This window comes from Bradyrhizobium sp. USDA 3315 (assembly GCF_054056795.1).
On record NZ_JBSRYP010000001.1, the window covers coordinates 9,033,629 to 9,046,056 of the forward strand.

General features: G+C 64.4%; 11 protein-coding genes. 6 read left to right on the forward strand and 5 right to left on the reverse strand.

Going from position 1 to position 12,428, the window contains the following annotated elements:
* Positions 1-31: 31 nt before the first annotated feature.
* The 4 genes from ACVIYL_RS42175 (at position 32) to ACVIYL_RS42190 (ending at position 2,821) form a co-directional block, all read left to right on the forward strand.
* Positions 32-982, forward strand: coding sequence for a hypothetical protein (locus ACVIYL_RS42175; protein ID WP_456781401.1), 951 nt, complete (start codon positions 32-34; stop codon positions 980-982).
* A 47-nt stretch (positions 983-1,029) separates the two neighbouring features.
* Positions 1,030-1,584 carry a carboxymuconolactone decarboxylase family protein gene (locus ACVIYL_RS42180; protein WP_050387849.1) on the forward strand — a complete coding sequence of 185 codons (555 nt, stop codon included), beginning with the start codon at positions 1,030-1,032 and terminating at the stop codon, positions 1,582-1,584.
* A gap of 1 nt (position 1,585) precedes the next feature.
* Positions 1,586-2,386, forward strand: a complete 801-nt coding sequence (locus ACVIYL_RS42185; protein WP_456781402.1) for an SDR family NAD(P)-dependent oxidoreductase — start codon at positions 1,586-1,588, stop codon at positions 2,384-2,386.
* A gap of 216 nt (positions 2,387-2,602) precedes the next feature.
* Positions 2,603-2,821 (forward strand): hypothetical protein, encoded by a 219-nt coding sequence (locus ACVIYL_RS42190; RefSeq protein WP_168857210.1) that lies wholly within the window; start codon positions 2,603-2,605, stop codon positions 2,819-2,821.
* A 38-nt stretch (positions 2,822-2,859) separates the two neighbouring features.
* On the opposite strand, the gene ACVIYL_RS42195 is transcribed toward ACVIYL_RS42190, so the two are convergent.
* Positions 2,860-6,042: an efflux RND transporter permease subunit gene (locus ACVIYL_RS42195; protein ID WP_076828993.1), complete on the reverse strand. Its 3,183-nt coding sequence runs from the start codon at positions 6,040-6,042 to the stop codon at positions 2,860-2,862.
* Between the two features lie 23 nt (positions 6,043-6,065).
* Positions 6,066-7,310 (reverse strand): efflux RND transporter periplasmic adaptor subunit, encoded by a 1,245-nt coding sequence (locus ACVIYL_RS42200; protein WP_141341806.1) that lies wholly within the window; start codon positions 7,308-7,310, stop codon positions 6,066-6,068.
* 204 nt (positions 7,311-7,514) lie between these two features.
* On the opposite strand from ACVIYL_RS42200, the gene ACVIYL_RS42205 reads away from it, so the two are divergent.
* Entirely contained in the window at positions 7,515-8,114 is a 600-nt protein-coding gene (locus ACVIYL_RS42205) for a TetR/AcrR family transcriptional regulator (RefSeq protein ID WP_050387852.1), read from the forward strand.
* Positions 8,115-8,183: 69 nt separating this feature from the next.
* Positions 8,184-9,908: a SulP family inorganic anion transporter gene (locus ACVIYL_RS42210; protein WP_456781403.1), complete on the forward strand. Its 1,725-nt coding sequence runs from the start codon at positions 8,184-8,186 to the stop codon at positions 9,906-9,908.
* 136 nt (positions 9,909-10,044) lie between these two features.
* On the opposite strand, the gene ACVIYL_RS42215 is transcribed toward ACVIYL_RS42210, so the two are convergent.
* From ACVIYL_RS42215 to ACVIYL_RS42225, 3 genes are read right to left on the reverse strand one after another with little or no spacing between them, the layout of a single operon-like run.
* Entirely contained in the window at positions 10,045-10,656 is a 612-nt protein-coding gene (locus tag ACVIYL_RS42215; protein ID WP_057015434.1) for a pyridoxamine 5'-phosphate oxidase family protein, read from the reverse strand.
* A 22-nt stretch (positions 10,657-10,678) separates the two neighbouring features.
* Complete coding sequence (gene phnN / locus ACVIYL_RS42220; protein WP_225646314.1) at positions 10,679-11,272, reverse strand: phosphonate metabolism protein/1,5-bisphosphokinase (PRPP-forming) PhnN; 594 nt, start codon at positions 11,270-11,272, stop codon at positions 10,679-10,681.
* Positions 11,269-12,423: an alpha-D-ribose 1-methylphosphonate 5-triphosphate diphosphatase gene (locus ACVIYL_RS42225; protein ID WP_456781404.1), complete on the reverse strand. Its 1,155-nt coding sequence runs from the start codon at positions 12,421-12,423 to the stop codon at positions 11,269-11,271. Before ACVIYL_RS42225 ends, phnN begins: the two co-directional genes overlap by 4 nt.
* Positions 12,424-12,428: the final 5 nt, after the last annotated feature.

Here is a 12,428-nt window from a genome sequence, read left to right on the forward strand (position 1 = left end):
TGAAACGGTGGCGCGCAAAGGGAGACCAAGGATGATTACAGTCGAATCCGCGTTCACGACGGAAATCGTGGAGAACGGCGATCTGCTGGTGGGTCCCTGGCGCAGCCCGAAGCAGATGCTGCAGGCCCAGACCTACGACTCCCACGCCTCGATTCACGACGATGCAACCGCGCAGAAGCTCGGCTTTCGCGGCGGCACGATCGAGGGACCGACCCATTTCAGCCAGTTCGCGCCGCTGTGCGAGCGGATCTGGGGCCGCGCCTGGTTCATCACTGGCTGCCTATCCGCGCATTACCGCAACCCGGTGTTCGAAGGCGAAGAGGTGCAGGCCCAGATCGAGAAGCCGAAGCCGGGCCAGACCGTTTGCACGATCGGGATGGTCAAGCGTGACGGCACCGAGATCCTGCGCGGCACCGCCTCGATCGATGGCGACGGCAACGAGACGGCGCTCAGCCGCCGGCTCGGCGAATTGAAGCCGCTGACCGATCCCGTCATCCTCGCCGACATCAAGGTCGGCATGAAGACGCCGCGGCAGGCGATCAAGATGGATTTCGACCAGAACATGGGCGATCTCTATCCGTTTTCGCTTGCCGACAAGCTCAGGGTGATCACCGAGCCGTCGGATTATTATTCGCTGGAGCACAATCCCTGGGGCCGCGCCATCATCCCGATGGAGATGCTGAGCGTGCTGTTCCAGTACCGCGCGCGCGAGGACCGGCTGCCGGTCCGCGGCCCCGCCGTCGGGCTGTTCGCCGACCAGGAGATCCGTCTTCTGCGCGGGCCGCTCTTCCCCGGCGAGACCTATTGGGTCGAGCGCGAGGTCGTGGCGCTTTCCGGCAGCAAGCGCACCGAGAGCATGTGGGTGCGCTCGACCGTGTTCGATGCCGACAACGCGGTGGTCGCAACCATGCTGCTCAACGGCGCCAGCATGAAGGATTCCTACGCCAACTACGAAAGCGAGCACAAAGCCCTCTACGGCTGAAACAACAGCCGCCCCTTCCGCAAGCCGCCGAAAAAAGGACAACAACAATGGCCCGCCTGCCCTATCTCGAAGCCGATCAGGTCGCCCCCGAATATCGCGACATGCTCAAGCGCAATACCAATCTGCACAAGCTGCTGGTGAACTCGCCGGACATGGCGCGCGCCTTCAACGGCGTCGGCGGCTATATCCGCTTCAAGAGCAAGCTCGATCCCAGGTTGCGCGAACTCGCGATCCTGCAGGTCGGCTGGCTCGAGCAGTCGGAATACGAGTTCACCCACCATGTGAAGATCGGCAAGGAGTTCGGCGTCACCGACGAGGATATCCAGGGCCTGATCGCTGAGACCAAAGGCCAGCCGTCGAAGCTCGAGCCGCTGGCGAAAGCGATCCTCAAGGGCGCCCGCGAGATGGTGCGCGAGCTCGCGATGTCGGAGGCGACCTTCGCCGAGATCAAGCGCGAGCTGTCCGACGAGCACATGACTGACCTCGTGCTGACGATCGCGTTCTACTGCGCCGTGGTGCGGGTGCTCGCCACCATGCAGATCGACAACGAGCCTTACTACAAAGAGGTACTGCAGCAGTACCCGCTACAGGGAGTGAAGTGAGATGCGCCTGCAAGATCGCGTCGCCATCGTCGTCGGCGGCGGCCAGAGCCCCGGCGAGGGCATCGGCAACGGCCGCGCCACCGCGCTGACCTTCGCGCGCGAAGGCGCCAGGGTGCTGTGCGTCGATCACAATCTGGCATCGGCGCAGGAGACCGTCGACCTGATCGCGGCCAAGGGCGGGACTTCAGTCGCCTTCAAGGCCGACGTCACCAAAAATGCCGACATCAAGGCGATGGTGGCTGACGCACATGGCCGCTGGGGCAGCGTCGATATCCTGCACAACAATGTCGGCGTCAGCCTCTCCGGCGGCGACGCCGAACTGCTGGACATATCAGAGGAGGCGTTCGATCGCTGCGTGGCGATCAATCTGAAGAGCTGCATCCTGGCCGCCAAGCATGTGATCCCGATCATGCGCACGCAGCAGCGCGGCTCGATCATCAACATCTCGTCGATGGCCGCGATCACGACCTATCCTTACGTCGCCTACAAGGCGACCAAGTCGGCGATGATCGCCTTCACCGAACAGCTCGCCTACCAGAATGCGCAATATGGCATTCGCGCAAACGTGATCCTGCCGGGATTGATGAACACGCCGATGGCGGTCGACACCCGCGCCCGCGAATTCAAGAAGAGCCGCGCCGAGGTCGAGGCCGAGCGCGACAGCAAGGTGCCGCTGCGCCACAAGATGGGCACCGGCTGGGACGTCGCCAATGCCGCGCTGTTTCTCGCCTCCGATGAAGCGAACTTCGTGACCGGTGTCACGTTGCCGGTCGATGGTGGCGCAAGCGTGCGGCGCGGTTAATCGAGACGGTTAACCCGTGTGACAATTTGGGATTAATCACTGTGACGAAATCACGCGTCATTGCGCCGTAATGATTCGAAAAAATTGAAGTATTCCAATGACACAGCGATGTGACGACGCGTCCACATAAATCGAAATCCTGACTCGTTGTGGTCGCACGAAATTCATCTGCGCTCTGTATCTCGCACGCCAAGAACTTCTGGAGTGCCTGGACCGATGAGCGAAGAATTCGAACTCAGACCCGATCAATGGGATGCGCTGAAAGCGCTGCGGGCTCCCGCAGCAAACCCTACCCGGCTGAACCGGTTTGCCGTCGAGAGCCTGATCACGCTCGGCTATGTTGCGGTGCGAGGAGACTCGTTTGAGCTGACGCCCGCGGGCCGCAAGGTGCTGGTCCGCGGTTCGTCACTGTTGCTGCTCGATATCGCAGCCTGATTCCGTTCGAAGCTGACATCAAGCTTACATACGCGGCATCATGCCGCGTGTGCTTTTCCAGGGATGGTCGTCTCGCCGTGCTGCGTCAGCGGCTTCATCCCGGTGAGGCTGCGCAGCAGCACGTAGAACACCGGCGTCAGGAACAGGCCGAACACCGTGACGCCGATCATGCCGGAGAACACCGCAACGCCCATCGCGCGCCGCATCTCCGAGCCCGCGCCGGTCGACAGCACCAGCGGCAGCACGCCCATGATGAAGGCCATCGACGTCATCAGAATCGGTCGCAGCCTTAAGCGACTCGCCTCGATCGCGGCACGGATCGGTGACCGCCCGGCGAATTCGAGCTCGCGCGCGAATTCGACGATCAGGATGGCGTTCTTGGCCGACAATCCGACCAACACGATCAGGCCGATCTGGGTGAAGACGTTGTTGTCGCCCTTCGACAGCCAGACCCCGAACATCGCGGCCAATAGCCCCATCGGCACGATCATGATGATCGAGAGCGGCAGCGCCAGGCTTTCATAGAGCGCGGCGAGCACCAGGAACACCAAGAGGATCGCCAGCGGAAACACCCAGATTCCGGAGTTGCCGGCGATGAACTCCTGATAGGTCAGGTCGGTCCATTCGAAGGCAAAGCCGGGCGGCAGCACTTCGGCCGCGATCCGCGTCGCCGCCTCCTGGGCCTGGCCGGAGGAATAGCCCGGCGCGGCAGCCGCGTTGATATCCGACGACAGGAAGCCGTTGTAGCGGATCGCGCGTTCCGGCCCCGCGCTCTGGCGGACCTTCAGCAGGGCCGACAGCGGCACCATGTCGCCCGACGACGAGCGCACCTTCAGCTGCCTGATGTCGTCGGCACGCGCGCGGAACGGCGCGTCGGCCTGCACATAGACCGAATAGGTGCGGCCGAATTTGTTGAAGTCGTTCACATAGTAGGAGCCGAGATAGATCTGCAGCGTATTGAAGACCTCCGTGACGGGCACGCCGAGCTGGAGTGCCTTGGTGCGGTCGATATCGGCGAACAACTGCGGCACGTTGACCTGGAAGCTCGAGAACACGCCGGCAATTTCCGGCGCCTTCTGCATCGCCGCCATGAACGCCTTGGTCGCGTCGTTCAGTGCTTCATAGCCGAGGCCGGCGCGGTCCTCGATCTGCAGCTTGAAGCCGCCGATGGTGCCGAGGCCGTTGACCGGCGGCGGCGGGAACATGGCGATGAAGGCATCCTGGATGCCGGCATATTTCTTGTTGAGCGCCGCCGCGATCGCCGGACCGCTGAGCGAGGGATCCTTGCGCTCGTCGAACGGCTTCAAGGTCGAGAACACGATGCCGGCGTTGGAGGAGTTGGTGAAGCCGGAGATCGACAGGCCGGGGAACGCCACCGAGCTTTCGACGCCGGGCTGGGTCAGCGCGATGTCGCTCATCTTGCGGATCACTTCCTCGGTGCGGTCGAGCGTCGCGCCATCGGGCAGCCGCGCAAAGCCGACCAGATACTGCTTGTCCTGGCCCGGCACGAAGCCGCTCGGCACCTGCTTGAACAGCACGCCGGTCAGGCCGATCAGCAGCACATAGAGGCCGATAACCACGGCCTTGCCGTAGATCACCTTGGTGACGGTGCGGCCGTAGTTCTCGGAGGACTTGGTGAAGACCTTGTTGAAGCCGCGGAAGAACCAGCCAAGCGACCTTTCCATGATCCGGGTCAGCCAGTCCTTCGGCTCGTGATGCCCCTTCAGCAGCAGCGCCGACAGCGCCGGCGACAACGTCAGCGAGTTGATCGCTGATATCACGGTCGAGATCGCGATGGTCAGCGCGAACTGCTTGTAGAACTGTCCGGTGAGGCCGGAGATGAAGGCCAGCGGCACGAACACCGCGATCAGGACCAGCGCGATCGCGATGATCGGGCCGGACACTTCGCGCATCGCCTGGTTGGTGGCATCGCGCGGCGACAAGCCGGACTCGATGTTGCGCTCGACGTTCTCGACCACGACGATGGCGTCGTCGACCACGATGCCGATCGCCAGCACCAGGCCGAACAGACTGAGCGCGTTGATCGAGAAGCCGAACACATGCATCACCGCGAAAGTGCCGACGATCGACACCGGGACCGCGATCAATGGGATGATCGAGGCGCGCCAGGTCTGCAGGAACAGGATCACGACCAGCACGACGAGGGCGACCGCCTCGAGCAGCGTGTGGATGACAGCCTCGATCGACGAACGCACGAATTGGGTCGGATCGTAGACGATCTGGTAGGACACGCCTTCCGGCATGTTCTTCTTGATCTCGGCCATCGTGGCGCGGACATGGTCGGAGATCTCCAGCGCATTCGACCCCGGCGCCTGGAAGATCGGGATCGCGACCGCCTGCTTGTTGTCAAGCAGCGAGCGCAGGCCGTATTCGGAGGCGCCGAGCTCGACCCGCGCGACGTCGCGCAGCCGCACCACCTCGCCGGCCGAACCTGTCTTCACCACGATGTCGCCGAACTGCTCCTCGGTCGAGAGCCGTCCCTCGGCGTTGACGGAGAGCTGGAGGTCGATGCCCTTGACGCTGGGCGAGGAGCCGACCACGCCGGCGGCAGCCTCGACGTTCTGGGCCTGGATCGCGCGTACGACGTCGCTCGCGGTCAGCGAATGCTCGGCGGCTTTCTGCGGATCGACCCAGACCCGCATCGAATAGTCGCCGGCGCCATAGAGCTGGACGTCGCCGACGCCGTCGATCCGCGCCAGCCGGTCCTTGACGTTGAGTACCGCGTAGTTGCGCAGATACGTCATGTCATAGCGGTTGTTCGGCGACAGCAGATGCACGACCATGGTGAGGTCGGGCGAGCTCTTCTTGGTGATGATGCCGAGCTGGCGCACCACAGCCGGCAGGCGCGGCTCGGCCTGCTGCACGCGATTCTGCACCAGTTGGGTCGCCTTGTCGGGGTCGGTGCCGAGCCGGAACGTCACCGTCAGCGTCATCGCGCCGTCGGTGGTCGCCTGGCTCGACATGTAGAGCATGCCTTCGACGCCGTTGATCTGCTCCTCGATCGGGGTCGCGACCGTCTCGGCGATCACCTTCGGATTGGCGCCGGGATAGGTCGCGCGCACCACGACCGACGGCGGCACCACGTCGGGATATTCCGAGATCGGCATCGCCAGCAGCGAGATCAGGCCGGCCAGGAAGATCAGGATCGAAAGCACGCCGGCGAAGATCGGCCGGTCGATAAAGAATTTTGAGAGATTCATGGCTCCGCCCCCGCGTGCAGCGCCTAGCGCTGCACGACGTGCTGGTTGGTTTCAGTGGATGCCTGCTGCATGCCGCGCGCGCCCATTTCGGCGACTTCCATCTTCAGGAGTGCGCCGGGACGCACGCGCTGCAGGCCGTTGACGACGATGCGGTCGCCGGATTTCAGGCCGGCGGTGACGATCCGCAGGCCATCGACCGAGCCGCCAAGCGTGATGGAACGATAGACGGCGCGGCTGTCGTCGCCGACCAGCATCACGAACTTCTTGTCCTGGTCGGTGCCGACGGCGCGCTCGTCGATCAGCACTAGCGTCTGCTGCTTGGGCTGGCCCATGCGCACACGGGCGAATTGCCCCGGGATCAATCGGCCGTCATCGTTCTTGAACACGGCGCGGACTCGGATGGTGCCGCTCTGCCCGTTGACCTGGTTGTCGATGAGCTGGATGTGCCCCTTGGCGCTGAGGCCGCCCGACGTCACCATGTCGACCGGAATCTGGTCGAGATTGCCGCGCTTGCCGGAGGCATCCGCGATCGAGTTCAGCGCGCGCAGCACCACTTCCTCATCGGCATCGAAGCTCGCATAGATCGGATTGACCGAGACCAGCGAGGTCAGGACCGGTGACGAGGTGCCGGCGGCGACGAGATTGCCGACGGTGACCTCGATCCTGCCGACCCGGCCGTCGACCGGCGCCCGCACCTCGGTGTAGTCGAGATTGAGTTTGGCCGTCTGCAGCGCGGCCTCGGCGGCCTTGACGTTAGCGACTGCCTCGCGGTTGGCGTTGTCGCGCTGGTCGAAATCGCGCTTGGTCACGATGTTGTTGCCAACCAGCTGCGCGCCGCGCTCGACTTCGCTCGTGGTGAACACGACGCGGGCCTTGGCGGCCTCGAGCTGCGCCTGGGCGCGATCGACCTCGGCGGCGTAGGGCGCAGGGTCGATCTTGAACAGGATGTCGCCGGACTTCACCAGCGCGCCCTCGGTGAAGTTGGTCGAAAGGATCGCACCGGCCACCCGCGGCCGGAGCTGGACACGGTCGACGGCTTCGAGCCGGCCCGAGAAGTCATCGAACAGCGTGGTCGGCCGCGGCTGGATCACGGCAACGGTGACCGGGACGGCCGGCTCGGGAGCCGCGGCAGTCGCGGTCGCCTGTGCGGCATGAAAATAGTGGCCGGTCGCGATCGAACCGGCCACCGCGAGGGCGCCAAGGATCACGATACCGCCGACGACACGTCGGAAGCGGCCGGAACGGGGATTTTGGATTGACGAGGGCATTCACGCGCTCCAGATATCTGTAGTGTTCGCTACAGATGTGGAGCTGGACGCCGGTTCGCAAGATACTTATGTATCAAGCACTATGAATTTCTTATCTCATTCATGGGGAAATGGGAAGTCGCGGAAAAACATCACGTGCAACAAGAGGATAAGCCAGGGACAATCCGTCATAGAAACGGCACCCGGCTTACGGAGCAACGAAAAATGGGAATGGGACGCCCCCGCGCTTTCGACGCGGACGCCGCTTTGGACCAGGCCATGGATGTGTTCTGGCGCCATGGTTACGAGGGCGCGACGATCGCGCAGCTCACCGAGGCGATGAATATCAATCCGCCCAGCCTCTATGCCGCCTTTGGCAGCAAGGAGGGTCTGCTGAAGGCCGCGCTCGACCGCTACACCGAGAAGCGCGACGCCTGGATGGAAAAGGTTTTGGGCGCCTCCACCGCCCGAGAGGTGGCCGAACGATTTCTGATGGAGCACGCGGACGCCCAGACCGATCCCGCCAACCCGCCCGGCTGCCTGCTGGTGCAGGGCGGCCTTGCCTGCGGCACCGGCTCGGAGAATGTTCCGTTTGAACTGGCAGCGCGCCGCACCCGAACCGAGGACCAGTTGCACGAGCGTTTCGTCCGCGCGAAGGCCGAACGCGACCTGGGCGAAAGCGCCGATCCGGCCACCCTTGCCCGCTATCTCTCCGCGGTGACATCAGGCATGTGCGTGATGGCTTCCTCGGGCGCCGACCGCAACGCGCTGCGCGAGATTGCAGCGGTGTCGCTGAAGGCGTTTGATGAGCAGGCGAAGGGGTAGAGCGGTTGAAGGGGTAGAGCGGTTCACGTCAAGCGCCTGCGGCCCCAACGACGTTGGGAGTGACCGGCGATGAAGCATTGGACCGGCTGGCTGCCAGGTCTCACCACGCTGCGTCGATATCAAGCGGCGTGGCTTCCACACGACATCGTCGCCGGGCTTGTGCTCGCGACCATGCTGGTCCCGGTCGGCATCGCCTATGCGGAAGCGTCCGGCCTGCCCGGCATCTACGGGCTCTATGCGACGATCATCCCGCTGCTCGTCTACGCGCTGTTCGGGCCGAGCCGCATCCTTGTCCTTGGGCCAGACTCGGCGCTTGCGGCCATCATCCTCGGCGTCGTCGTTCCGACGTCGGCCGGCGATCCGATGCGTGCGGCAACCTTGGCCGCCATGATGGCGGTCGTCTCCGGGACGATATGCATCGTCGCGGGTATCGCGCGGCTGGGATTCCTGACCGAGCTTCTCTCCAAGCCGATCCGCTACGGCTACATGAACGGCATTGCCCTGACCGTGCTGATCAGCCAGCTGCCAAAGCTGTTCGGCTTTTCCATTGAAGGCGATGGACCTCTGCGCAGCCTCTGGGCGGTCATCGAAGCAATCGTCGACGGAAAGACGAATTGGGCGACCCTCGGGATCGGCCTTGCGACGCTGGCGGTGATCCTGCTGCTCGCCCGGAACAAGCGGTTGCCCGGCATTCTCATTGCCGTCGTCGCCGCGACGGTCGTCACCGGGGTTCTCGATCTCGGGGCCCGCTTCGGCGTGACGGTCCTGGGTTCGCTTCCCCAGGGCTTGCCGGGATTTGCCATTCCCCGGATCGGCTATGGCGACATCGTGCAGGTGCTGATCGGCGGCTGCGCCGTCGCGCTGGTGTCGTTCGCCGATACCAGCGTCCTGTCGCGCGCCTATGCAGGACGGTTGGGCGATCGCGTTGATCCCAACCAGGAGATGGTGGGGCTCGGCGCGGCCAATCTGGCGGCCGGCTTCTTTCAGGGTTTTCCGATCAGCAGCAGCGGATCGCGAACGCCCGTTGCGGAAGCTGCCGGAGCGCGCACGCAATTGACCAGCGTCATCGGCGCGCTGGCCATCGCCTTCCTGCTGCTGATAGCGCCGAATTTGCTGCAGCACTTGCCCAACGCCGCGTTGGCCGCCGTCGTCATCGCCGCTGCGCTCGGCCTGTTTGAGATCAGCGACCTCAGGCGAATCTACCGCATTCAGCAGTGGGAGTTCTGGCTATCGATGGTCTGCTTCGTCGGCGTGGCCGTGCTGGGGGTGATTCCCGGAATAGGCCTCGCCATCGTGCTCGCCATCGTCGAATTCCTGTGGGACGGCTGGCGGCCGCATTCCGCCGTGCTGGGCCGCGCCTCCGGCGTGAAGGGCTATCACGACATCACGCGATATCCGGACGCACGCCAGATCCCCGGACTGGTGCTGTTCCGGTGGGATGCGCCGCTGTTCTTTGCCAATGCCGAGTTCTTCAAGGAACGTGCGCTGGATGCGGTGGCGAAATCTCCGACGCCGGTGCGCTGGCTGGTGGTCACGGCCGAGCCCGTCACCAGCGTGGACGTGACCGCGGGCGATATTCTCGCCGAGTTGGACGAGGCGTTGCACGCACAGAAGATCGAGCTGTGCTTTGCCGAGCTCAAGGACCCCGTCAAGGACAAGCTGAAGAAATTCGGCCTGCTGGCGCAACTCGGCGAGAATAACTTCTTCCCCACCATCGGCGTTGCCGTTGCGCGCTACCTCGAGATCAATGCTGACGTGACCTGGGAGGACTGGGAAGACCGCGCCGAGGCCTAAAGCGCGATGGGTTCAATCGTCAGCGCGCTATAAGCGCTTTTGTTTGAGCATGATCTCCGCGCAAACGCTTCGCGTTTGTCGCAGGGAAAACCGCTTCGCACTTTTCCGGATCATGCTTCCCAGCCGTCCGGGCGCATCACCACATCGTCTGCCGCGCGCGCTCCGGCCATTCCCGATCGTATTTTTCGCCGCCGACCGTGTGCTCGCTCATCTCGGCGAGGATCTGGCCCGGCGTCGGCAAGACCTTCGGATCGACCCGCTTGTCCGGATTCCAGAGATCGGAGCGCACGATCGCGCGCGCACACTGGAAATAGATCTCCTCCACATGCATTACGATCACCGTGCGCGGTGCCTTGCCTTCCATCATGAAGGAGGCGAGCAGCTCCGGTTCGGCCGTGACATAAGCGCGGCCGTTGACGCGCAGCGTGCTGCCTGAGCCCGGAATCAGGAACAGCAAACCGACGCGGGGATCGCGAACGATGTTGCGCAGCGAATCGCAGCGATTGTTGCCGCGGCGATCCGGCATCATCAGCGTCTTCGCATCATGGATGCGCACGAAGCCCGGCAGGTCGCCGCGCGGCGAGCAATCGAGCCCTTCGGGGCCTGCGGTCGCAAGCGACACGAACGGCGACTTCTCGATGAGCACACGATAGAGCGGCGTCACGTGATCGGCGACCTTCACGGTCGACGCGTCGTTCGGGAAGCCGTAGATCGCCTCAAGTTGCTCGACCGTTTCGATCACCGACATTCGTGCCGTTCTCCTTTGGTTGCTACTCGTCCCAGCGTTCGCCCTTGATGATGCGGACAAGCTGTCGCGCATGATAGTCGGCGGTGCCGGAATTGACGATGGTGAAATCGGGCGTCGACGTGCTCTCGTCGACGGTGCGGGCCAGCCGCTGCTCGAGAAGACCGTCGCTGCTGCGCGCCCGCATTGCGAGCCGCGCGGCCAGCACATCCGGCGGCGCCGTGACCAGCACCACGACAGCGTTGGCATAGTTGCGGCGCGCCGCCGCGATCACGGTGCGCGAGACGTTCGCGATTACGGTGCGTCCGGCGCCGATATCGTCGTTGATCGACCGCGACAGCGCGTAGCGATGGCCGTGCGCTTCCCAGTGCATGGCGTAGTCGCCGGCGGCTACCGCGCGCTGGAAGCTCTCCGCGCTGACCTCCTCATTGTCCTCCGACGCCGAGGCCTGGCGGGTGATCAGCCGGCGCGGAAACACGACATCGCGATCATCGCCACAGGCCGCTTTGGCGAACCCCAGCAGCGTATCCTTGCCGGCGCCGCTCGGGCCGACCACCAGAATCAGCCGGCCGGGGCCGATTCCGGCGCGCCGGTCGGCGACGACGGATGCAACGGTCATGCGACCCTCCCTCCTTCGCGCCAGACGCTGCGCACGACAGGCAGATCGCGCGCGACGTGCACACGGATCAGGTCGGCGCGCCGGCCGACCGCGATCTCGCCGCGGTCGTTGAGCCCGACCGCCTCGGCCGGCGTCTTGGTCACAGTGCGCACGGCGGAAGCAAGATCGATCGCCGGCACATGCCGCGGCAGCTGCAGCGCCGCCATCAAAAGGCTGGACGGGATGTAGTCCGACGACAGGATATCGAGCATGCCTTCATTAGCGAGATCGACGGCCGCAATGTTGCCGGAGTGCGAGCCGCCGCGCACCACGTTCGGCGCGCCCATCAGGATGTCGATGCCGGCGGCGTGCAGCCCGCGCGCGGCTTCCATCGTGGTCGGGAACTCCGCGACCGCGACCTTGTCGTTGACGGCGTCGACCACGTTCTCATCCGTGGTATCGTCGTGGCTCGCCAGCGGGATCCGGTATTCATGCGCCAGCGCGACGATCGCGCGGGTGTTCGCCACCGCATATTCCTTCTGATAGGCGAAGCGCCGTGCGAACAGCACGTCGAGCTGGGCGTCGGTCATGCCGCCGCCCTTGCCGCGATAGTAGTCGCGCAGCTTGACCTCGTCGCGGAACTGGCGCTGGCCCGGCGTGTGGTCCATCAGCGACATCAGCCGCACGTCCGGCCGGTCGATCAGTTCCTTGGCCTCGGCAACCACGTCCGGCATCGGGACCTCGCAGCGCAGATGCAGGAAGTGATCGGCGCGCAGCAGATTCTCCTCGCGCGCCGCCGCAATCGCCGCCGCCAGCACGCCGGCGCGGCCGTCGACATCCTCGGCGCCATCCTCGCGCCAGACCCGCAGCGAATCCAGCACCGTGGTGATGCCTGAGGTCGCGAGCTGACCGTCATAGGAGATCACGGCCGCGACCGGATTCCAGAACACCTTCGGCCGCGGCACATAGTGCATCTCGAGATGATCGGTGTGCAGCTCGATCAGCCCGGGCATCAGGAGGTCGCCGCCGGCATCCTCGGCGGCCTCGGGCGCTCTGCCCTCGCCGAACTCGGCGATCTTGCCATCAGCGATCGCGACCCAGCCCTGCTCGATCACGCGATCGGCGAGGACCAGCCGGGCGTTGCCGATGATGGTGTCTTGCTTGGCGGTCATTTCAA

Bases quoted from the DNA above. Each gene is read 5' to 3' on its own strand.
- phnN (WP_225646314.1), bottom strand. From the start codon at position 11,272: ATGACCGTTGCATCCGTCGTCGCCGACCGGCGCGCCGGAATCGGCCCC.
- ACVIYL_RS42210 (WP_456781403.1), top strand. From the start codon at position 8,184: ATGAAGCATTGGACCGGCTGGCTGCCAGGTCTCACCACGCTGCGTCGA.
- ACVIYL_RS42200 (WP_141341806.1), bottom strand. From the start codon at position 7,310: ATGCCCTCGTCAATCCAAAATCCCCGTTCCGGCCGCTTCCGACGTGTC.
- ACVIYL_RS42185 (WP_456781402.1), top strand. From the start codon at position 1,586: ATGCGCCTGCAAGATCGCGTCGCCATCGTCGTCGGCGGCGGCCAGAGC.
- ACVIYL_RS42195 (WP_076828993.1), bottom strand. From the start codon at position 6,042: ATGAATCTCTCAAAATTCTTTATCGACCGGCCGATCTTCGCCGGCGTG.
- ACVIYL_RS42205 (WP_050387852.1), top strand. From the start codon at position 7,515: ATGGGAATGGGACGCCCCCGCGCTTTCGACGCGGACGCCGCTTTGGAC.
- ACVIYL_RS42180 (WP_050387849.1), top strand. From the start codon at position 1,030: ATGGCCCGCCTGCCCTATCTCGAAGCCGATCAGGTCGCCCCCGAATAT.
- ACVIYL_RS42215 (WP_057015434.1), bottom strand. From the start codon at position 10,656: ATGTCGGTGATCGAAACGGTCGAGCAACTTGAGGCGATCTACGGCTTC.
- ACVIYL_RS42175 (WP_456781401.1), top strand. From the start codon at position 32: ATGATTACAGTCGAATCCGCGTTCACGACGGAAATCGTGGAGAACGGC.
- ACVIYL_RS42190 (WP_168857210.1), top strand. From the start codon at position 2,603: ATGAGCGAAGAATTCGAACTCAGACCCGATCAATGGGATGCGCTGAAA.
- ACVIYL_RS42225 (WP_456781404.1), bottom strand. From the start codon at position 12,423: ATGACCGCCAAGCAAGACACCATCATCGGCAACGCCCGGCTGGTCCTC.